This window comes from Kitasatospora sp. NPDC093806 (assembly GCF_040683335.1).
Taxonomy (GTDB): Bacteria; Actinomycetota; Actinomycetes; order Streptomycetales; family Streptomycetaceae; genus Kitasatospora.
This window is the reverse complement of the sequence record NZ_JBFBDO010000064.1, coordinates 1-20,565: the sequence shown is the minus strand read 5'-3', so window position 1 is coordinate 20,565 and position 20,565 is coordinate 1. Positions and strand designations below refer to the sequence as shown.

General features: G+C 71.8%; 20 protein-coding genes and 2 pseudogenes. 14 read left to right on the top strand and 8 right to left on the bottom strand.

The features are described 5' to 3' along the window. Window positions 1-71 precede the first annotated feature (71 nt). The 10 genes from AB0N76_RS26000 to AB0N76_RS25955 all read left to right on the top strand — a co-directional run bounded on the left by AB0N76_RS26000 (window position 72) and on the right by AB0N76_RS25955 (window position 9,632). Window positions 72-1,115 (top strand): Ldh family oxidoreductase, encoded by a 1,044-nt coding sequence (locus AB0N76_RS26000; RefSeq protein ID WP_363560862.1) that lies wholly within the window; start codon window positions 72-74, stop codon window positions 1,113-1,115. Between the two features lie 17 nt (window positions 1,116-1,132). Then, window positions 1,133-2,278 (top strand): LLM class flavin-dependent oxidoreductase, encoded by a 1,146-nt coding sequence (locus AB0N76_RS25995; protein WP_363560860.1) that lies wholly within the window; start codon window positions 1,133-1,135, stop codon window positions 2,276-2,278. Beyond that, window positions 2,275-3,819, top strand: a complete 1,545-nt coding sequence (locus AB0N76_RS25990; protein ID WP_363560858.1) for a Gfo/Idh/MocA family oxidoreductase — start codon at window positions 2,275-2,277, stop codon at window positions 3,817-3,819. The genes AB0N76_RS25995 and AB0N76_RS25990 overlap by 4 nt, the downstream gene beginning before the upstream one ends. After that, window positions 3,816-4,832, top strand: a complete 1,017-nt coding sequence (locus AB0N76_RS25985; RefSeq protein ID WP_363560856.1) for a phosphotransferase — start codon at window positions 3,816-3,818, stop codon at window positions 4,830-4,832. The genes AB0N76_RS25990 and AB0N76_RS25985 overlap by 4 nt, the downstream gene beginning before the upstream one ends. Continuing rightward, on the top strand, window positions 4,829-6,127 hold the full coding sequence (locus AB0N76_RS25980; protein WP_363560854.1) for a hypothetical protein: 1,299 nt from the start codon (window positions 4,829-4,831) through the stop codon (window positions 6,125-6,127). Before AB0N76_RS25985 ends, AB0N76_RS25980 begins: the two co-directional genes overlap by 4 nt. An 8-nt stretch (window positions 6,128-6,135) precedes the next feature. Then, entirely contained in the window at window positions 6,136-6,861 is a 726-nt protein-coding gene (locus tag AB0N76_RS25975; protein ID WP_363560852.1) for a PIG-L family deacetylase, read from the top strand. Window positions 6,862-7,119: 258 nt separating this feature from the next. Beyond that, a complete protein-coding gene (locus AB0N76_RS25970) occupies window positions 7,120-8,055 on the top strand; it encodes a DUF1259 domain-containing protein (RefSeq protein ID WP_363560850.1) in 936 nt (311 codons plus the stop codon). Between the two features lie 194 nt (window positions 8,056-8,249). Then, window positions 8,250-8,468, top strand: coding sequence for a hypothetical protein (locus AB0N76_RS25965; RefSeq protein WP_363560848.1), 219 nt, complete (start codon window positions 8,250-8,252; stop codon window positions 8,466-8,468). A 445-nt stretch (window positions 8,469-8,913) separates the two neighbouring features. Beyond that, window positions 8,914-9,165 carry a hypothetical protein gene (locus tag AB0N76_RS25960; RefSeq protein ID WP_363560846.1) on the top strand — a complete coding sequence of 84 codons (252 nt, stop codon included), beginning with the start codon at window positions 8,914-8,916 and terminating at the stop codon, window positions 9,163-9,165. Then, window positions 9,162-9,632 carry an NUDIX domain-containing protein gene (locus AB0N76_RS25955; RefSeq protein WP_363560844.1) on the top strand — a complete coding sequence of 157 codons (471 nt, stop codon included), beginning with the start codon at window positions 9,162-9,164 and terminating at the stop codon, window positions 9,630-9,632. The genes AB0N76_RS25960 and AB0N76_RS25955 overlap by 4 nt, the downstream gene beginning before the upstream one ends. Here AB0N76_RS25955 and AB0N76_RS25950 read toward each other — a convergent pair whose 3' ends face one another. Continuing rightward, window positions 9,633-10,178: an HD domain-containing protein gene (locus tag AB0N76_RS25950; RefSeq protein WP_363560842.1), complete on the bottom strand. Its 546-nt coding sequence runs from the start codon at window positions 10,176-10,178 to the stop codon at window positions 9,633-9,635. Between the two features lie 321 nt (window positions 10,179-10,499). Between AB0N76_RS25950 and AB0N76_RS25945 the strand changes: the two genes are divergently transcribed. Beyond that, window positions 10,500-10,859: an HAD hydrolase-like protein gene (locus AB0N76_RS25945; protein WP_363560840.1), complete on the top strand. Its 360-nt coding sequence runs from the start codon at window positions 10,500-10,502 to the stop codon at window positions 10,857-10,859. A 57-nt stretch (window positions 10,860-10,916) separates the two neighbouring features. Then, entirely contained in the window at window positions 10,917-11,774 is an 858-nt protein-coding gene (locus AB0N76_RS25940) for a hypothetical protein (RefSeq protein ID WP_363560838.1), read from the top strand. Here the strand turns inward: AB0N76_RS25940 and AB0N76_RS25935 are convergent. Further along, the gene (locus AB0N76_RS25935; RefSeq protein WP_363560836.1) at window positions 11,762-12,136 is read right to left on the bottom strand and encodes a hypothetical protein; all 375 of its coding nucleotides are present in this window, start codon (window positions 12,134-12,136) and stop codon (window positions 11,762-11,764) included. The genes AB0N76_RS25940 and AB0N76_RS25935 overlap by 13 nt on opposite strands. Before the next feature lie 380 nt (window positions 12,137-12,516). On the opposite strand from AB0N76_RS25935, the gene AB0N76_RS25930 reads away from it, so the two are divergent. After that, the gene (locus AB0N76_RS25930) at window positions 12,517-13,872 is read left to right on the top strand and encodes a hypothetical protein (protein WP_363560834.1); all 1,356 of its coding nucleotides are present in this window, start codon (window positions 12,517-12,519) and stop codon (window positions 13,870-13,872) included. A 21-nt stretch (window positions 13,873-13,893) separates the two neighbouring features. On the opposite strand, the gene AB0N76_RS25925 is transcribed toward AB0N76_RS25930, so the two are convergent. The 4 genes from AB0N76_RS25925 to AB0N76_RS25910 all read right to left on the bottom strand — a co-directional run bounded on the left by AB0N76_RS25925 (window position 13,894) and on the right by AB0N76_RS25910 (window position 16,643). Continuing rightward, window positions 13,894-14,271: an IclR family transcriptional regulator C-terminal domain-containing protein gene (locus AB0N76_RS25925; RefSeq protein WP_363560832.1), complete on the bottom strand. Its 378-nt coding sequence runs from the start codon at window positions 14,269-14,271 to the stop codon at window positions 13,894-13,896. Window positions 14,272-14,686: 415 nt separating this feature from the next. Next, window positions 14,687-15,271, bottom strand: coding sequence for a hypothetical protein (locus tag AB0N76_RS25920; protein WP_363560904.1), 585 nt, complete (start codon window positions 15,269-15,271; stop codon window positions 14,687-14,689). Next, a complete protein-coding gene (locus AB0N76_RS25915) occupies window positions 15,268-16,413 on the bottom strand; it encodes a DnaB-like helicase N-terminal domain-containing protein (protein WP_363560830.1) in 1,146 nt (381 codons plus the stop codon). Before AB0N76_RS25915 ends, AB0N76_RS25920 begins: the two co-directional genes overlap by 4 nt. Next, window positions 16,410-16,643 (bottom strand): hypothetical protein, encoded by a 234-nt coding sequence (locus AB0N76_RS25910; protein WP_363560828.1) that lies wholly within the window; start codon window positions 16,641-16,643, stop codon window positions 16,410-16,412. Before AB0N76_RS25910 ends, AB0N76_RS25915 begins: the two co-directional genes overlap by 4 nt. 737 nt (window positions 16,644-17,380) lie before the next feature. Here AB0N76_RS25910 and AB0N76_RS25905 point away from each other — a divergent pair. Further along, window positions 17,381-18,076, top strand: a complete 696-nt coding sequence (locus AB0N76_RS25905) for a hypothetical protein (RefSeq protein WP_363560826.1) — start codon at window positions 17,381-17,383, stop codon at window positions 18,074-18,076. Window positions 18,077-18,169: 93 nt separating this feature from the next. On the opposite strand, the pseudogene AB0N76_RS25900 reads toward AB0N76_RS25905, so the two are convergent. Beyond that, window positions 18,170-18,487 (bottom strand): annotated as a pseudogene (locus AB0N76_RS25900) (hypothetical protein); the annotation flags it as partial. A 95-nt stretch (window positions 18,488-18,582) separates the two neighbouring features. After that, window positions 18,583-20,371 (bottom strand): annotated as a pseudogene (locus AB0N76_RS25895) (TraM recognition domain-containing protein). Window positions 20,372-20,565 lie beyond the last annotated feature (194 nt).

The following is a 20,565-nucleotide window of genomic DNA, read 5'->3' as shown; positions in this document are numbered from 1 at the left end:
CCCTCAGACCTCCGGCCGTCCGCCCGGCGCGGCCCGGTCCTGCCCTCACCACGCCGCCGAACGGGAGAGCCATGACTGACCCCGCCCCCTTGGCCGGCGGCCCCGTGCCCGCCGACGCGGCGACCGTGCGGGTGCCGATCACCGAACTCGAGGACCTGATGGCCCGGGCGTGCGCAACCGCGGGTGTTCCTGCCGGAGTGAGCCGCCGGGTGGTCGAGCACTTCCTGATCGGGGAACTGCGCGGCAAGCCCTCGCACGGGTTGGCGAAGTTCGCCTTCGAGTCCCGGTTCTTCCCCGAGCGGCAGGCTCCGCCCGAGGTGGTCCGCGAGCACGGGGTGTTCGCCGTCGTCGACGCGCACCGCGAGATCGGCCCGCTGAGCGCCGAATTCGCCGTCTCCGTTGCGGTGGAGCGAGCCGGCCGGCTCGGCGCGGGCCTGGTCGGGATGATCAACACTCAGCGCTACGGCGTCCTGTCCGCGTTCACCGAGGCCATTGCCGCACACGGCATGATCGGCATCGCCGCCAACACCTCCCGGCCCGAAGCCGTCCCGGTCGGCGGCCGCACCCCGGTCCTCGGCGTCAACCCGCTCTCCTTCGCCCTGCCCACCCTCGACGAACCGCTGACGGCGGACATGGGCACCACCCTCGCGCCGATGGGAGTGCTGTGGGAGCACCGGCGGTCGGGTCGGCCGCTGCCGGAGCACAGCTTCGTCGACGCCGACGGACACACCACCCGCGACCCCGACGGAGCCGTCTCCGCGGTCGTCTTCGGCACCCACCGCGGCTTCGCGCTCTCCCTCCTCCTGCAAACGCTGACCGGCTCCCTGTTCGGCTTCCCGATGGGCACCGACGTCCACGACACCTACAGCACCGGCTACGCCTTCATCGCGCTCGACCCCTCCTTCGCCGACCCCGACCGCAACGCCGCCACCGCGAACAGCCGCCTCGTCGGCCGCCTGCGTACCGCCTCCGCCGCCGACGGCACCTGGCGCCTACCAGGCGAGCAAGGCCGCGCCCGCGAGGCCGCAGCCCGGGCGGTCGGCACGATCCCCGTGCCCACACCGGTCCTCGCCCGACTCCGGGCCCGCGCCACCGGCGACTTCACCTCCGACTGACTCTCAGGAGCCCGCTCTTGAAGCCCACCAAGTTCCACTGGTTCCTGCCGACCGGCAGCGACGGTCGCACCCTGACCACCGGGATGCGCGGCACCCACGGGCCCGGCCACGACACCACCACGGTGATCGGTCCAGGCGCCGACCGGCACCGCGCCCCCGACCTGCGCTACCTCACCCAGATCGCGCAGGCCGCCGAGCACATGGGTTTCGACGCGGTCCTCACCCCCGCCGGCACGTTCAGCGAGGACCCATGGATCACCTGCGCCGCCCTCGCCCAGGCCACCGAGCACCTGAAGTTCCTCGTCGCGCTGCGTCCGGACGCGATATCACCGACGCTGGCCGCGCAGATGGCCGCGACCTTCCAGCGCCAGTCCCGGGGCCGACTACTACTGAACGTCGTCACCGGCGGCGAGGCGGTCGAGCAGGCCCGCTTCGGTGACCACCTCGACAAGGCGGCGCGGTACGTGCGCACCGATGAGTGGCTGACCGTGCTGCGCGGCGCCTGGATGCCCGAGCCGTTCGACTTCGTCGGTGCGCACTACGACGTACGCGGCGCAGCCGTCTTCTCCCCACCCGACCACGCACCGGGCGTGTACTTCGGCGGCTCCTCCGCCGAGGCCGGGCCGGTCGCGGCCCGCCACGCCGACGTCCACCTCACCTGGGGCGAGCCGCCCGCCGCGGTCGCCGCCAAGTTGGAGCGCATCCGCGCCCTGGCTGCGGCCACCGGGCGCACAGTGCGGTTCGGTGTCCGGTTCCACGTCGTCGCCCGCGACACGAGCGAGCGGGCGTGGGCCGCCGCCGAGCGCCTGCTGACCGGGATCGACCCGGTGCACGTGAAGAGGGTGCAGGCCACGCTCGCCGGCAGCCAGTCCACCGGCCAGGCCCGGCAGAGCGGCCTGCACGCCGCCTTCCGGGACAGCGGCCGCCCCGCCGACCTGGAGGTGTACCCGAATGTGTGGGCCGGGGTGGGGCTGCTGCGCGGCGGCGCGGGCACCGCGCTGGTCGGCTCGCACCGGGAGGTCGCCGACCGGATCGCCGAGTACACGGCGCTGGGTATCGAGGAGTTCATCCTGTCCGGGTTCCCGCACCTGGAGGAGGCGTACGAGGTCGGCGAGGGCGTCTTGCCGCTGCTCGGTGCGGGCGCGGCGGCGGTGGGCCGGTGAACGCCGCCGTGAACGTGTTGGTGGTCGGCGTCGGCCCGCACACTCGCCTCAACCACCTGTCGGCGCTGGCCGCGGCCCAGGACGCGGGCCTGGCCGGGACGGTCACCGGCGTCGACCTGCCTCACGCGGCCGTCGCCGCGGTCGAGTACGGCACGCCCGGCCGGCTGCGGCGGATGCCGGTCGTGGCCGTCCAGCAGATCCCGGCCACCCGCCAGACGCTGCCCAGAGGGGTTCGGCAGGTGTTGGAGGGCGTGGTGAGGCGGGAACGGATCGGCGCGGTGGTCGTGGCGACCGAGCCGTCGGTGCACTTGCCGTACGCGCTGTGGGCGATGGAGCGGGGCCTGCCGGTACTGCTCGACAAACCGCTGACCGTGCACCCCGCCGCGTCCACCGACCCGGCGGCCGCAATGGCTATCGCCGACGACTTCGAAACCTTGCTGGACGCTTACCGGGCGGCGCGGCGGCGCGATCCGCGGATGGTGGTCAGTGTGCTGAGCCAGCGCCGCTGGCACCCCGCGTTCCGCCTCGTGCGGGAGCTGATCGGCGAGGTCGCCGAGACCACGAACTGCCCGGTCACCTCGATCCGGTCCAGCCACGGCGACGGCCAGTGGCGTCTGCCGGACGAACTCGTCGACCTCAGCTACCACGGCTTCGACCGCGGCTACGGCAAGGCCGCGCACTCCGGCTACCACCACTTCGACGTCGTGCCGTGGTGGCTGGCCGCCGGCGAGCGCCCAGGCAAGGAGATCGACGAGATCGAGGTCCACGCCGCGTGCACCAGGCCCGCCGACTTCCTCGCCCAGCTCACCGTCGCCGACCACGAGCTGCTGCTGCCCGGCCTCGCCGACCGTAACCCGTATACCGAGCAGGACCTGCACCGGCTCACCGCCGGCTTCGGCGAGGTGGACGTGTTCCTCAATGTGGCCTACCGCAGCCGCGGGCGCACGATGGCGCTCGGCAGCCACAGCCTCGCGCACACCACCTTCTCCCAGCGCGGCAACCTCCACCCCGAACCCGGCGGCCTGTACAAGAGCAACGGCCGCATCGGGCAGGAGACCCACATCATCCAACAGGGCCCCTTCCAAGCCCTGCACCTGCACATTCTGCAGTCCCTCCACGCCGACCAGGACGGCATCGACCGGCGGGCACCGGGCGGCGCCGACCACATCGAGCTCCACGTCTTCCGCAACAACAAGATGTGCCCCGACTGGGAACGGCACCGCACGCTCGGCTTCGCGGACCTCGTCCAAGGCAGCGGCACCGGCGCGGTGCTGCCCACCCAGCGCTCGGCCCGTACCTGCGCCATCGTCGAGTTCCTCTCCAACCTCGCCGGTCGAATCCCCCGCACGGCGATGGCCTCCGACCTGGCCGACCACCGACGCCCGGCCCGGCTGATGGCCGCGGCCTACCTGTCGATGGCCCGCCGGTACGCCGACGGCGGCCGGCCCACCGCCCCCGCGGTGCTCGACTTCCACCCCGCGCCCGCCCCGGCCGACCGCCGCGCCGACCAGGCCCTCGCCGCCCTGGGAGCAGCGCGATGACGGCTCCGTTCAGCACCGACCGCACCGCGCCCGACCTGGCCGCGGTCCTCGGCCCGCACCTGTACCGGGTCCTCGCCGCATGCCGGCCACATGCGGGCCGACTCACCCATATCGAGGCGTGCACGGGCGGTAACGTCAGCCACGTCTTCCGCGTCCATGGCGAGGCGGGCCGCGTCATCGTCAAGGTCCGCAGCCGCCGCTTCGCCGGGATCGCGCACCTCACCACCGACCCGGCGCTGATCGGAGTCGAGCAACGGGCCCTGACGCTCCACCATGGCCTGTTGCCGGACCTGTTTCCCAGGATCCTGGCATTCCTTCCCGAAGCGCACGCCATGATGATGACCGACGTCTTCCCCGACGGCCGCACCTGGCGCGAGCACCTGGAGGAGCGCTGCGCCACCACCGAGGAGTGCACACGCCTGGGCCGGGCCCTGGCCCGGATCCACCACGCCACCGCCGGCCTGCCGCCGCTGCGCGACGGGGACGGAGACGATCTCTTCCGCGCCGAGCACGCCTACGGCTACGTCCTGCGCGCTGCCGGCCACCGAGCTCTGGACGAGGCGTGCCGCCGCCTGGACGCCCTGCCCGGCCACCAACTGATCCTCGGCGATGCCTGCCCGAAGAACCTCAGCCTCGCCGACGGGCGCACGGCGTTCGTCGACCTCGACAACGTCCACACGGGTGCCCCGCTGTTCGACACCGGCTACCTCCTCGCCCACCTGGTCCTGCACCACGCGGCCGGGCCTGAGCAGCAGCACCCGCTTGCCGCCGCGTTCCTCGACGCCTACACCCTCCCTGGCCCACCCCGCCGCTGGCAGCAGGACGGCCTCCTCGCGACGGTGACCGCCGGCGTGCTGCTGTACAGGCTGGAGGCCCGCATCGTCCCCTACCCGCCGACCGCTCCGCCCGGGACCACCGACCTGCTGCGCCGCCGTCTCCGGGGCCTGCTGGATGCCGGGCCGTTCACCGTCCTCGACCTGCTGGACATCGCCGCCGGGCTGGAGGCGGAGTGAGTATCACTGTCACTCAGGCCGGCGATCGGCCGGACCTGGTCGCGCTCGCCGAGCTGAGCGCCCGCGGCATCAACGTCCCCAGCGTCCAGTCCATCGCAGTCGACCAGAGCCCGTTCGCCCGCCCCACCTTGGCCTGGACCAGGCACCCCGCGCCGGGCGTCGCCCTCACCGCCCGGACCGTCGACCTCGGCGACGGCTGCTTCACCAACGCCTACACCCTCACCACCGACCTCAACTGCACCCGTTGCCGACCCGTCTCCTCACCGACCGGCTTCCACCTGCGTCACCTCGTGACGAGCTCTGCGGTCGCCGCGGTCTCAGGCACCTTCGCCTTCATCTCCGACGACCCCGCCTACCAGCCCGCCGAACCCCGCCTCGACCTGGCCGTCCGCGACCACCACGCCGCCAGCCTGCCCACCGTCACCAAGCCCGCCCTCCTCATCCACCGCGACCGCCCGACCATCCGCACCGTCGCCGCCACCGGCACCCTCACCGTCGCCGGCCACCCGCACACCTGGACCGGTTCCAAGGAACCACCCCCGGCCCAGCCCGGCCACCTCACCGTGTTCGGCGCGGCCAATTGCCACATCCGCTACCACGACGACCCGCGCACCGGTTTCCGCCGCGATGTCGACCCGGCAGGCAACACCACCCCTCGTAACGTGGACGCGCTCGACTGCACCGTCACCCGCACCCCGACCGGGCCTCGGATCACCGCCCTGCACCCCGGGGGAGGCGCCGATCTGTTCGCCGGCGCCTACGTCTTGCGCGCCTACCCGCCCTGGCCCGCCAACCTCGTCATCGGCGCACCCATCCACGTCACCGCGCTCGACACCCTCGCGATCGCCGATATCGAAAGCGCCTTGTCGTTGGGCCCGTCCGCGGCCAACGCCGCCGCCGGCCGCACCAGCGCCTGGGACGCGAGCCTGGGTGTCGCCCCATTCCGGCCCGACGCTCGCTACGCCCGCACCATGCTCACCCTCGACGATCGGACCCTGAGCCTGGTCGTCCTCGACGGAGCGCCCCTGGCCCGCACCTTCCAGGGCGTCACCGTTCAGGAGGCCGCCGAGCTCTGCGAGCGGGCCGGCCACGACCCGACGACGGTGTTCCACCTTGACGGCGGCCAGACCTCCAAAATCGCCTACACCCGCGGTCATGGGCCAGCCGATGCCGTCGGCAGCCTCCACTACCTGAGCTGGCCCCGCCACGAGGACGAGCCGTTCCGCTGGCACGGCCTCGACGGCCGCCGCCTGCACAGCGCGCTGCAGATCACCACCACCGAGGAGATCCCTTGACTCCGCCCATGCCCGGCCGCCACCGGTCCGTCCTCGTCGTCGTTGCGCACCCTGACGACGCCGAGCTCGGAATGGGCATGCAGATCCTCGATCACGCCCTCGCGGGCGACCGCGTCCGCGTCCACTGCCTGAGCGCCGGACACCCCGAGAAGGACGACGGCGAGGTACGCCGGGCGGAGTGCCGGGCCGCCGCGAAAATCCTGCGTGTTGCCGGCTACAGCTTCTCGGAAATCCCCGACACGCGGTTCACCGACCACCGCGGCCGGATCAACGCAGAGCTGTTCACAGCCTTCGCTGCCGAGCGGCCCGACGTCGTTTACACGCACTATCCCGACGACCAGCACCTCGACCACGCCGTCACCGGCGAGGAGGCGACCACCGTGGCGATGCGCGAGGCCGCCGACCTCATCTACTTCCGCTCCCCGCTCAGCCGGGGCTTCGAGCCCACCCGCTACTTCGTCGGAACCCTCGAGCTCCTGGCGGCCAAGCAGGCCGCGCTGGCGTGCTTCGTCTCCCAACAGCAACTCGACATGGGCGTGTTCGGCGGTCTGACGGCGCTCGCCTACCGCCAGCACGTGCACCACCGCGTCGTCGAACGCTTCCCCACCGACGCCCACGGCGCCGAGATGTTCCGCACCGCACGCCAGATCGTTCACGCCACCCGCCCGGCCGCCGTCCACCCCTTGGGGTCGTCTTCAAAGATCAGATCCAGAGGAGGAGCGAGGCGATGGTGACGAACCCAAGGGCGCGCTTGCCCCTGATGTGAGGGTTCGCCACAAAACCGGAGTCCTTGGGATGGTGGTGAGTACGCGGACGGCGGGGCAGCCACCGGCAGCGGTGCGGGTTTCGCGTATGACGTCCCTTCGCCCGGTCCGGCGTGGCGACTCGGCAGCTCGGTGGCCCGCTCGGTTTCATTTGTCCCGACCGGCTTTCCGAGACGAGGGGCTGATGTGGTGAGCGGAGTTCCGGCGCGAAGTGCCAAGGATTTCCGGGTGAGCCCGTCGCGTCGACGGCTGCTCGCCGCCGCGGCGGTGGCGCCGGTGCTGGTCGGTGCCGCGCCGGGGGCGGCTGCGGCCGAGGCAGCACGGCGGCAGAGAGTGCTGCCGGTGCCGACGGCGGAAGCGGACTGGCGCACGGTGTCCGACGTCCTGGGGCGGCGCGGGGCGATGGTGGACGGTGCGGTCTACCGGGTGCGCTTCGCCCGGCAGGACCTGCCGGTGACCACCTACGGCGTCACGTTGTTCCTGGGCTCCTACGCGGCGTTCACCCGCTACGAGGACGGCCATACCGTGCTGATGGGCAGCCTGGCGGTCACCGAGGCCGAACTGCAGCACGCCACCGACGCGCTGCAGGCGGGCGGCCTGGAGCTGACCGCGATCCACAAGCACCTGCTTGCGCACGAGCCGGCCATGTGGTGGGTCCATTTCCACGGACATGCCGAGGACCCCTTGGCCCTGGCCCATGGCGTGAAGGCCGCTCTGGCCGTCACGGCCACGCCCTCCGTCCCGCCGGTCGCCTCGCAGCCGCGGGTCGATCTGGACACCGCCGCCATCGAGGGCGCGCTGAACACGAGCGGCGTGAACGACAGCGGAATCCACCGGTTCACCTTCAACCGCCGGGAGACGGTCAGCGACCACGGACGCGTCCTGCTCCCGGGCACGGGGATGACCACGCTGATCAGCTTCTATCCGGTCGGTGCCGGCCGGGCCGCGGTCAATGGTGACTTCGCCATGACCGCTGACGAGGTGCAGAACGTGCTGGCGGCCCTGCGCCGCGGCGGGATTGATGTCGTCGAGCTCCACAACCACGGCCTCACGGAGGAGCCCCGGCTGTTCTTCGCCCACTTCTGGGCGATCGAGGACGGAGCGACCCTGGCCCGCGCACTGCGTGCGGCGCTGGACGCCACCAACACCGTCCCAGCCGTCTGACGGAGCCTTCGCCTCGGGCGCCGCCCGGTCGTTCCGGGAGACGTGTCTGTCGGCGGACGGGGCAACGACGGCGGCACGGGCGGCGGCGGGGGCTCCGGCACCCGTCACCTGGGCGGCAGAGGCGACTCGGGCCAGGTCGGTCAGCGCGGCAGCCGAGGTGGCGACGGTCCGGTGAGTTTCCGTGCCGTCGCGCCTTGCTTGTCCACCTGGACCTGCACCGGGTGCTCAACCCGGCGTTCGCCGCCGCTGAGACGGTCTGGATCCTCTCCGGCTCCAGCGCTGACCGGATCCACGACTTCGACAGTCGCCTCGCTGCCCTTACCGACCACGGCACCCTCCAGAGTTCCTACGGCCGCCGCTGTGGCGCTGGCATGGGCGGCTGGGCCAACTCGATTGCGTCAGAGGCCAGCTGACCCGTGACAGCGAGAGACGTCGGGTCGTCGTTCAGACGGTCGAGCGCTGGATCCTCAGGAACCGCGAACCGTACCGGCGGCATCGGCAAGCAGCGGCGCCCAAGCTCCAGATCGACGAGGACTACCTCTGGCCGGACGCGAAGTCCGAGAACCAACGGCTTGACGAGGCCGACGCCGAGATCGTCCATGTCTATCCTCACCGCTCCTCCGTGCCGCCGGATCTGTGGCTTCGGTTCGCCGAGCGGGCCACCACGGAGATCGGGATCCTCGTGCATGCCGGCGTGCATCTCGCGGAGAACCCCCGATGGCATCGGACGCTCACCGAGCGCGCGCGGTCGGGGGTTCGAATCCGCCTGCTGTTGGGTGATCCGGACAGCCCGAGATCGCTCGGCGGGGCGAGGAGGAGGAGATCGGAGCGGGTGTCGCGTACAAGGTGCGCGAGGTCATGAAGCTCTATCGCCCGCTCTACGGCACGCCCGGAATCGAGTTCCGCGCACACTGCTCCACGCTGCACAACTCCCTGTACATGTTCGACGATGAGATACTCGTCAACACCCAGATCTACGGCGTCAGCGCTCCGTTGACTCCGGTGCTCCACCTGAGGCGGGTTGCCGGCGCCCAGCTCGTCTTGACCTATCAGCACAGCTTCGAAAAGGTCTGGGCGAGCGCTGTTCCCCTACCGAGGCAGGCACCGTGAGCCGTACCGACTACTTCGACGACCCGGGCGCGCCGAAGGCCCAGCGGATCGTTCCCGCCGTCACCGCCTTCGTGGTGAACGACCGCGGCGAGCTCCTGCTGGAGCGTCGCTCCGACAACGGGCGCTGGGGGATGCCGGGAGGCGTTCTCGAGATCGGGGAGAACCTGCCCGGCGCGGTCGTGCGCGAGGTCCGGGAGGAGACGGGGATCGAGGTCGAGGTCACAGGTCTGGTCGGCACCTACAGCGACCCTGGTCATGTGATCGAGTTCTCCGACGGCGAGGTCCGTCAGGAGTTCTCGCTGTGCTTCCGGGCGAGACCGGTCGGTGGCGAACTGAGCGCGAGCTCCGAGTCCTTCGAGGTCCGGTGGGTGTCGCGCGAGGAGCTGGAGGCGCTGGACATTGCTCCGACCACCCGGTTGCGGCTTCTCCACGGATTCCGGAACAACCTCGCTCCGCACATCGGTTGATCAGGGCCGGTCGGGCTCGGCGAGCCGCTTCTCAACGCGTTTGACCATGGCCAGCAGGGTCGGTCGCGCCGCCGCGACGGCTCGGTGGACGACGTGGTCCGGATCGTACCGCCGGAGCACCTCGTCGAGCCGCGAGACGGGGTCGACCTCGGCGCCATCGGGCCCGCTGGTGAGATCGCAGTAGGTGATCGCGTCCAGCAGCTCCGACGGCGGTCGGTGGAATTCCGCAAGCTCGGCAGACAGACCGAGTTCGGCAGCCTCCCACTCCGATGAGGAGTGATAGGCGACGAGCGAGCAGACCTCCGAATCGACGCCGAGCCGAGTCAGGTATCGGGCGCCGTCGATCATGTGCTGCCCGGTGTCCACCGCGGCGGGTGCGTAGCCGACGTCGTGGAGAACCGCAGCGACCGCGAGGATCTCGGCGCCCGGCACCACCACCGACGAGAGACGTTGGGCCTGCTCAAGCACCTGACGGGAGTGTGCCCAGCGCGAAGGGAGATCCGCGAGGAGCGATTCGGCCGTCCGGTAGGCGATGGTCAGATGCATCGTTCCAGGCTAGATGACGATGTGGCAGTAGCGATCCCCCTGATCTGCTGGTGTGCCAGGTGATAGATCGGTCGGAGCGCTTCCGTGGCAGCAGTGATCGACATTCGAGGCCCGAAACGGTGATCGCGGACCGCACGTACCCAGACCCGGCCGCACGATGCTTTTGGAGACCGACGACCAGCCCGGATCCGGAGCCGTTCGCCGAGCAGATCGTCGGGCTGCTGTCCGACCTCCTCGCCGCCAGGGCCGAGCAGTTGCGCACGGGCGGCTGCTCATGTCGAGGCCCAGCCGGGGCTCGTACCCACGGTGGTCACCGGCAACTTGCAGCGGAGCGCTGAGATCAAGCTCCACGCCTTCGGCCTCGATCAGTACGTCGACCTGGCCGTTGGCGGCTACGCCTCCGACGACTCCCACCGGCCGAACCTGGTCGGCATCGCTCGGCACCGGGCGGCCGCCCGCTACGGGAAGGTCTTCGACCGGTCGAACACGGTCATCATCGGGGATTCGCTTGAAGACGTGCGGACCGGTTCAGAGGGCGGAGCCACCGTGATCGCCGTCGCGTCCGGCACCACCATGGCCGACGAACTCGCCGAGGCCGGAGCGGACCGGGTCCTCGACAGCCTCGGCGATCCGGCGGCGGTACTCCACGCCATCGCGGAACTCGCCTCCGACGGTCGGTAGTTCGGCAACGGCGCCAACGAGGGTTCCTCCCTTCGGTCGGCTGCTACCGTCACCGTCATGGTGCTCTCGGAAGCGGACGGCCGCGTGGTGGATCTTCGGAAGGCGCCGGTCGACCACGTCCTCGATCGGGTTGAGCAGCGCCTCGGCACAGGGCTCGACCGGGCCGGCCTCGTCAGGAAGCGCCGGTCGATCGGAGTGAGAACCGATCGGGACACCTGGGTCCGTGTCGAGCGCCGCCCGTGGACGAGGGCCCGCGAGCAGGGCTGGGCCGGCACTGAAACCGCTGCTGTACTGACTGGTGTGGCGATGCCCCGCTGGGTGGGTTCAGCGGCGTGGCGTGACACGGGGGAGGGGGCGATCTGGCGGGTGGACGAGACGTCGCTGCTTCCGGCCCCTCCGGTCGGCACCGCCGTCCTGGCGACCGGTCCCGAGCTTTCGGACAGCTGGTGGAAGGCCCTGAACGCCTCCCTGGACGCACTTGCCGCCCAGCCCACGGGCAGGGTCGCGACGCCGGACACCGAACCGATCACCCAACAGCTGGTCGACCACGTGATCCGAACCGCCTTCCCGGCGGCGATGAACACCCGGGTGATCTCGTGGTCTCCGGCGCACGCCGATCTGAACTGGGCCAACGTCACCGGCCCCGAGTTCTGCGTCTTCGACTGGGAGGACTGGGGGACGGCGCCGCACGGCCTGGACTCCGCGTCGCTGCTGGCCGCTTCCCTGGCCGTCCCGGCGCTCGCGGACCGCGTACGCCGGGAGCGCCGGGCGGACCTCGAAAGCCGGGACGGCATGGTGATGCGCCTCTTCGTGCTGGCGAAGATCGCCGGCTCGCACGCTCACCCGGACGACCCTCGGGTGGTCCCGGCCCGGGTCGAGGCCGAGCAGTTGATCCACGCGCTTCAACGGCTCTGACGGGCGGCCCTCTCACCCAGCAGGCGCCGGTACCCAGCGACGCGGTCGGCGTCGACCGCCAACCCGGTGGCGTCAACCAGCCCGTGCAGGTGATCCGGCCGATCGGTGCCCACCACGACCGCGCCCACCGACGGCAGCTCGAAGGCGACCCGGAACGCTGCCTGCACCGCGGTCGCTTCCCCGGTGGCGCCCGTCAGGAAGAGACGCGGGTCGGTTCGACCCCAGGGCGGGCTGACAGGGTCTCCGCCGAACGGGCTCATGCCCCATCGGCGTTCGGCCGGAACGCTCCAGCTCCGGGCGAGGACCTCGCCGGCGGCCAGGACCTCATGGCCGACGAGCAGCCCGGATCGGACCATCAGCACCGCTGGCGCGACCGGGAGAGGGGCAGCGACCGCGGTCAGGGCGCGTGGGTTCCACGTCGCGATCCCCCAAGCCCCGCAGGACCCGGCCGCCGCCGCTTCGGCGAGGACACCACAGGCGGTGGCCAGCTGCTGCTCACCTCGTTCACCTGCCGAACGGCTTCTCGCGGTAGATCAGTAGGCAACCGCGGTTGACCGGCCTGTTGCCCTGGTCGGGCGCACGTCGGGTGCGTGAGTCCGACCGGGTAGGAAGCGGTCGGCCCGGGCAGGTACCTCCGGGGGTGCCTCGCCGCCTGGCAGAGGCCGGATGAGGTGCCTAGGCTCTTGACCGTGGCCGGACTCAACCGTCCCGGTCGCACGCCGATAGTTCCGAGGCAAAGCCCATGGTCCACCCGTTGATGTTGCTGCGTACGGGGATGGGCCTGTCCCATCCGGAATACGCCCGTCTCGTGGCCGAGCGGCACGCGGGTCTCGGTCACGGGCGGATGGCCGCGCGGCGGGAGAAGGTGTCGCGGTGGGAGTCGGGGCGGATCGTGCCCGAGTACACCGCGCAGCTGGCCATGGCGGACATCCATGGCGTCCCGGCCGTGCAGGTCGATCGGCTCGGCTGGCCGCACTGGCTGTACCTGGCCGTCGGCGACGCTCCTCTGCACGACGAGCACTGGGGCGGCGACGGTGCGGTCGCCGCCTTGCGCAGCTCGGTTCACCTGGCGGAGGCCGCTTCGCCTCCCGAGCTCGTTCTCCGCGGGGCTGCCCTGGCCACTCAGCTCAGGGTGGCGATCGTGCGCGCCGCCACCCCGGGGCGTGGCCTCGTCGGGGACGGCATGCCCATGGAGGTGGAAGGGCTGGAGTGGATCTCCGCGCGTGTCGCCGGTCTGGAGCAGCAGTTCTACCGCACGCAGCTGCCGTCGACGGCGTTGTACGTGGCCGCTCTGGCGGAACACCGGCTGGTCGTGCGGCTGCTCATGGCGGCCGGCCGCGGCGGGTCGGGCGGTCGAGCCCTGCTGCTGCTCGGGGCCCGCACCGGGCTGTTGTGCGCCTGGGTCAGCAACGCTCTCGGTGAGCAGGCCCGGGCGGAGCGGCAGGCGTTGGCCGCGATGCGAGCGGCCGCGGTGGCGGGCGATGGGGGCAGGGTGTCCGAGGCGATGCTGTTGCTTGGACTGCGACACCTGGATGTGGGGAGCCCCGCCGATGCACGGATGCTCGTCCGTGCCGCCCGTACCGCAAACCCGGATCATCCGGCAGAGTTCGCGGCGGTCCTGCACGGCGCGGAGGCCATGGCTCTCGCCCGTGAGGGCGAAGCCCGCCGTGCCGACCGGTCACTGGACCGGGCGGAGGGGGCCGTCGTCGGCTACGAGGGCGCCGGGGTGCCGGACGTGGGGCTCGACGCCGAGATGGACCACCTCACCCTGAACCTCGTTCGGGCCCGGGTGGCGCTCCACCTCGGCCGTTCCGAGCGGGCGGGGCAGCATGTCGACACCGTGACAAGGGCTCTGGCTGTGCCGCGTTCCGACGGGATGCCTCCCTTCACCGCGATCTACCTCCTGCATGTGCTGGACGTGGACCTCGCCCCGGGGGAGGTCGATCGTGCCGAGGACGTGATCGGGCAGGTCGTGGCGGTCACGGGGGGTCTTCCGCCGGCGCTCGGCCGTCAGTTCCGCGAGCGTCTCGACCCGTTGCGGCAGGATTCTCGCCTCCGTCGTGCGGCCGACCGGCTGACGGAATCGGGGGCTGTCTGAGTACCTGGTCGCCGTTCGGCCTCAGCCGCCGGTTGCCGGTGGGCTGGTGGTGAGGGCGCTGATGCTCTCGGCGGCCTTGCGGGTGTGGTAGATCAGCGGGCGCAGGTCGGCCGGCATGTCGGTGGAGGGTTTGAGCATGAGGGCGGCGCCCATGATGGCGTCGTGCCAAAGGACCGGGGCGGCGACGGAGTCCCAGCCGAGCATGCATTCCTGGCGGCCGACGGCGAATCCGAGCCGGCGGATCTCGTCCAGGGTGGCGGCGAGTTCGTCGTTGTCGCGGATGACGCCGGGGAACCCACCGCCGCACAACTCAACTTTGTCCAGATAAGCGAGGAAGACCCGCGGCCCGGTGGTGAGGGGCTCCGATGTCGGAAGTGCGAAGCACCAGCCATCGAGCATCGTACCGAAGCTCGGAAAGGGTGCCGATTAAAGCACCAAGTGCCCACAGATCAGGCTGGGTTGAGCCGTCTCCCAGGCACCACGGGCATGGTTCCACGTCGCCAGGGGTACCGGCGGGGGAGGTGAGGAGTCCGTACACATTCTCGGCCACCAGGAGGCAGGGACGGAGGGCCTCGACCGCGCGCCACGTTCAGCCAGAGTCCCTTACGGGTAGGGGAGTTGAGCCCGGCGCGTCGGCTGGCGACCGAGACACCGGGCCAGTGCCGGGCAAGGATTTTCGACGCGCCGGGGTCGACCTCGGTGCGTCAGGCCACGCGGCCGCCGACCACCGCCTGGACCCCAAGGTCGAGACCGCCGTACCCGGAACACAGGGACCCGATCAGCGGAGCCGCCGTTCCGGGGTCCGTCGCGTGCATCATCGTGACTTCCGGGCGCCGGGCGGGCGGACCGCAGCCGTAGCCGTGGCGGAGGTGCCGCGAGCAACAGGCACAGCCGCCGGGGCGGTGCGGCTGAAGGCGGCCTCCAGCCGGGCGCACTCGGCAAGGCGTGTGATCATCGAGGACTCCGAGCGCAGCCGGCCGACGGCTTCGTCCAGTTCCTCCTGCGCGTTGGAGACCGCGAGATCGAGGACCCGCAGCGCGGTCTTACGGGCCGCCGCGATGTCGGGCTTGTCCCTCAGTTCGTGCGTGTGGGCGAAGAAAGCGATCTGGCCGGTGACGGCTCCGCGGGCGGAGACCACCTGGCCGAGCCGGTCGCTCACGTCGGCGTACGCCCACGCCGCGCGGATGCCGCACTCGGACGGGGGCTCGGCGCTGAGCCGCTGCTGGAAGTCCGCGCTCGTCTCGGCGATGAGGTGGCCGAGTTCGCCGAGCTGGCGGCCGGTGGTCTGCGGCTCGGGCAGCTCGAAGGGGATGGCCGCGCTGGGCAGCTTGGCCCGGTGCTCGACCAGGCGGGCGGCCAGGGTGTCGAGCGCCTGGGACTCGGCGAGGGGGGTGTTCATGAGGTGCTCCGGACGGGGTGTCGGTGGGTGGCTGTGCCCTGCGTGGCCGGCGGGTGAGCCGGCTGGGTGGATGGGGTGGTGTGGGCGCTGCGGGCGAGCGCGGCGTGGACGCGGGCGGTGTGGCCGGTCTCGGGCCGTGGCGGCGGCGGGTCGGCGGCCCGGGTCCAGCGGGCCCGCACCTCGTCGAGCGGGCCGAGGGCGTGCAGTGCCTGGCCGATGAGGCGGCCGGGCGCCAGGCTCTGGTCCTCGGCCAGGGCTTTGATGTCGGTGGCAGCCCTGGCGGCGGTACGGACGAGGGAGGAGCGGATGACCTGGTCGCTCAGCCATTCCGCCGAGCCGGCGCCCGGCCCGCCGAGGATGCCGTCGAGCAGCTCCTGTGAGAGCGTGCCGTCGGCCAGCAGGCCGCGCCGCTGGACCTCCCACAGAGCGGTGACTTCGTCGATCGGTTCGCCCCGGTGGTGGAGGGCGCCCAGGCAGCGGTAGAGCTGGCCGTGGCCGGGGCCCGCGAAATCCCCGGGCCGCAACCAGTCGTAGACCTCGCCCATCGCCGCAGGCCGGCTGACGAGGACGGACAGCAGGAGCCGCTCGTCCGCGCTCTGCTCGGGGCCGGCCGGCGATGGTGCCTCGCTCGGTCCCGTCCGGGGCGGCGGTACCGGCCGGGGGCCGGTTCCCCAGCGGCGGGCGAGGTCGCCGAGCACACTCGCCAGGACGTCGGCGTGGTGCACCACGTCGTCGACCTGGTGCTGCCCGGCGCCGAGTTGGGCGATGTGCTCCAGCCGGGCGGCGTGCTCCGCCACCGTCCTGTGGATCGACCCTTCGAGCACCAGCCGGCCGTAGACCGGGGCGTTCTGCGGGCGCGGGCACGCGGCGATCAGGGTGTGGGCGTAGGAGGCGCTCAGCCCGCGCACGTGGCGGCCGGCCTCGGCGACGGTGTCGGTCACCCACGACAGCGGCACCGTGCCGTCGGTGCTCGGGCCGGGCCGCCCGTCGGTGCTCAGGGTCCGCATGGCGGCGAACATGGCCCGGTGGGCGGGCCGGTAGAAGTCGGCGGGCGTCAGCCAGTACAGCGTGTCGAGCTGGGCCGGGTCGAGCAGGACCGCGCCGAGGACGGCCTGCTCGCCCCGCAACAGCACGTCCGTCACCGCCGCTCCCGCCGGGCGGCTGCCCGCTCGTCCCGAAGCCGGGCGACCTCCCGGTCGGCAGCGGCCATCGCGGTGGCGAAGCGGTCCAGTTCACCGGTGAAGGCCGGGTCGGTGGCCAGGATCGAGCCGGCGCCGGTGACCAGCCACCACTGGCTGCCCCGGCGCACGACCGGCGAGCCCGCCAACTGCTCGGAGCGCGGCACGCGGGAAGGAGGCAAGCGTTCGGACACGGGCAACTCCTAGACACGGTAGAGGGGTTCAGGCGGCCAGGGTGAGACCGGCCGTCGCGGGAGCACCGGACCGGCAGGCCCACGGTGAGCAGCCGTCCGCCTCGCCGTTCTCCAACTCGGCGTCGGCGATGGCATCGAAGATGTCGCCCTGGCGGCCGGACCACTCGTGGGCGGTGACCCGGTCGACCGGCGCCTCGTCGAGCGGACGCCGACTGCGGTGCAGGTACGCCTGGCCGAGCAGCGGCGTGCCCTCGGCGGTGGCGCGCGCGTTGCCCGCGCGGATCGCGTGGTCGAAGGCGACGACGTCGGCCCACTCCTCGGGCGAATGATCGCGCAGCGCCCGCCACTGGGCGTTGTTGTGGTAAGAGCACCCCAGACACGAGCGCTTGGGGGTGGCGCCGAAGACCGCCCACCACGAGAGCCCGGTCAGCCGCTGGTGGCTCCGCGCAGCCCTGCGCGGCTAGGAGGCCAACCTCGACCGTCTGCGGCAGGACCGCATCCTCGATGAGGTCGAAGCCGCAGGCGTCTGCGGCCCCCTGCACATCGCGGCGCTCTTCGGCCTTCGGCCCGACACCGCCCAGCGGTACGTTGACGCCGTTCACGGACGCCACGACGGTACGCACCCTGCTGGCCCTGCGGCCAAGCCAACGCCCTCCTGAGCGAACAGGTGCCTCAGTAAAGTTGGCGCAGGACGACGGTAATTGATGATGTGTCGGCACGATAATCCCGGAGAGACAATGGACAACCCCTTCGCCCCTCCTGCAGGCAGCGAGCAAGGTCCGGCTTGGTCCTGGCTCGACGAGTACCTGTGGCTCTCGTGCGACATCATCGCCGACCTGGCCGAGGGACGGTTGGAGCGGCGTCCGCTGGTTACCACTGTGGCTCGGCTCGAGCCCGGTGATCGGGCACTCGCGGTTGGCCCTGCACAGCGTCTGACCTGGCGGGCCGTCGGCAACGGCAGTTACACACACCGGAGCGTCGTTGCCTTCGGCAGTCCCGCATTCGTCCTGGGCAGTATGGCCGGCTCGGCCCTCGGCAACTCCGCTCGCCGGCGTGCCGCCGCGAACGACGCGCAACCACGCTGGGTGGTGGACGGTTCCGGCGAAATCACCGTCACCACACGCAAGGTCTATTTTGGGCATCCGCAGTGCCCGCTCGACCTCGCCTGGGGCGGCCTGGACACGATCGACCTCGTCGGACCCGAGGTCTTCCAGACCAGCTTCTGCAACATCAACAACGGACGGCAGACGACAATCCAGCTCCGTACCCCCTGGGCCTCGCTTCTGTTCGTCCTGGCCGCGGTCACGGCGTTCCCTGCCCACCCCCGGCTGTTGGGACGCGGATGGCTCCCCCCAGACTTCGAGAAGCGATGCGCCAATTTCGGCAGGCCATATCGCTCGGCGGCTCACCTCCTGCTGAACCGCGACCACTAGAGAGCGCCAGCCGGAACACACGGGCGGCGGTACTGTTACACCCTCAAGTTCCGCCTCAATGGCCCTTCGGTAATCCTGAACTTGTGGACTCCGCAGCGGCATCGAGGCGAAGCGCCTGGCCGGATCGAGGGCGACGTCGCGGATGTTGCCGGAGGAGACCCGCAGGACCGGGATGCCCGCCGGCTCGGCGATCTCCCGCTCGATCCGATCGAGGTGCTCGTACACGGCCCGGGGCTCCCAACCGGTGTCGGCGAAAACCGCGAGATCGAGGCCGGGCAGGTGGCCCTCGGCGGCCAGCAGCAGGAGGGCGGAGCTCTGGACGCCGGAGCCCAAGGACAGGACCCGCAGCCTGGGCTTGCCGCCGACCGGTGCCGGGCGGCCGGAGGGGGCGGGCGGGGTGGAGGCGGTCATCGAGGGGAGGCCCTTCGGGGTGGGGGACTTGGCGGCGGGGTGCCCGTAGGGCCGGGCCTGCGTGCGCGTGGCGGTGGGGCGGCCGGTGGCGGTGTTCACGAGGTGAGTCCGAAGTCGTCGTGGCCGGCGGCCTTGGCGAGGGCGCGTTCGGTGATGGCCTTGGTGGCGCGGGCGGAGGCCGGGCCGATCGTCTTCGCGGACGGCTCCTTGTACCAGGGCTTGAGGTCGAGCATCGCTACCCGCAGGCCGGTGGCGAACAGCAGGATCTTGCCCTTGGGTAGGGCGCGGATCCGGTCCGGCGGCAGGATTCGCTCGGTGCGCATCGACACGGACATGGACTTGCCGCTGTCGCTGGTCGAGACCGAGGTGGTCTGGACGTCGTGCTCGCCGATCTGCCGGGAGAGCTTGTCCGCGAAGTCGGCGTCGTCGATGCCCGACCCGACGACCTTGACGGTGGCGGCGGACCAGAGGGCGTCCATGCCGGCCTCGCCCCAACAGCGCTGGCCCTGCCGGTAGGACTGCAGGATGGTCATCGGGATGACGCCCCGGCTGCCCAGATGGGAGTACAGGTCCGGCAGGTCCGAGATCTTGCAGACGTTGGCGGCCTCGTCGAGGACGCACAGCGCCGGCGGGTCGAGCCGTCCGCCGGAGCGCTCGGCGACGATCACGGCCGCCCGCATCACCGCGTCGGCTGCCGCCGCGATGATCGCGCTCGCGCTGCCGCCGCCGTCCTTGCTGAGCAGGTACAGCGTGTCGCGGGAGGTGGCGAAGTCGAACGGCTTGAACTCCGGCAGGCCGGGCGTCGGGGTGACCCAGGCGGCGATCTCCGGGTCGAGCAGGCAGCTCGCGTACTGCCGAGCCGTCTCGTAGATGCCGTCGCGGGTCTCGGTCGCGCCCGAGACGGTGCCCTGGAGCTGGGCGGCGACGGCGTGGTGGCCGGCATCGGTGAGCAGGTCGACGGGGGTGCGGTCGGCCGGCGAGGCGAGCCAGGCGAGGACATCGGTGATCGGGCGCCGGTGGCTGGACGCGGCGAGGAACAACGCGCCGAGGGTGTTGCTCGCCGCGGTCGACCAGAAGTCGGAGCCGCTGGACTCGTCCACGCTGGCGGTGACGAAGTGTCCGGCGAGCCGCTTCGCGCCGGCGAGGTCGCGGGCGTCGGCGAGGATGTCCCACCACATCTCGCGCGGGTGGTGGGCGATCTGCTGCGGGTCGAGCGTCCAGATGGTGCCCACCTCGGCCCGCGCGTCGACCGTGGTGGTGTAGGCGTCGTTCGCTGCCTTGTTGCTGGTGAGCAGGACGGGACCGGGAGCCGCGAGGATCGCGGGGATCGCCAGGCCGGACGTCTTGCCGGAGCGTGGCGCCATGATGGCGACGAGCACGTCCTCCCAGGAGGCGCGGATCTCGGCCCGGCCGGGGGAGAGCGTGCCGACCAGGATGCCACGGTCGTTCGGCGCGACCTCTTTTGCACTCTCGGCCGTTCAGGCTCGGGCGCAGGCTGCGGGCCTTCGCGGTGACCTCCTTGCCCAGCAGCGGGCCGAGATCGCCCTTGCGGGCGAGACCGGTCTTTGCACCGCCGCGCCAGCGCATCCACAGCACCAGGCCGGCGATGGTGAGGGCCAGGGTGAGCAGGCCGGGGGCGACGCGGGCACCCAGGAGCAGGGCGGTGGCGCTCAGGTGCGGCCACAGCATGTTCGGGTGGAGGAGGGCATCGGTCGCGCGGAACGGCGCCCACGGTCCGCTGCCGGCCCAGGCGTTGGTGAGGTTGCCGGTCAGCCAGGCGAGGGAGCCGAAGGCGAGGGCGGCGCCGAGGACGCCGAACAGGAGGTAGAGGAGCGCGTCGGACCCGGTGGTGGCCGACGGCGCGCCGGTGCGTGGGGAGGGCAAGGCGGTTCCTGGGGTGTGTGAGCGGGCGGGGCGGGGCGCGCTCGGCTCTCGAAGGGTTTACGGGCCTGCTCTCGGTGGATCGGTGGGATGGTCCCGGCCGGAGGCAGCCGGGGGGATCTCGTGGTGCTCAGCGGGTGCGGACCGCCGGGCGGGCGCCCACGGCGGCCGCAGGCGCGGTGGCGGTGCCCGGGGCG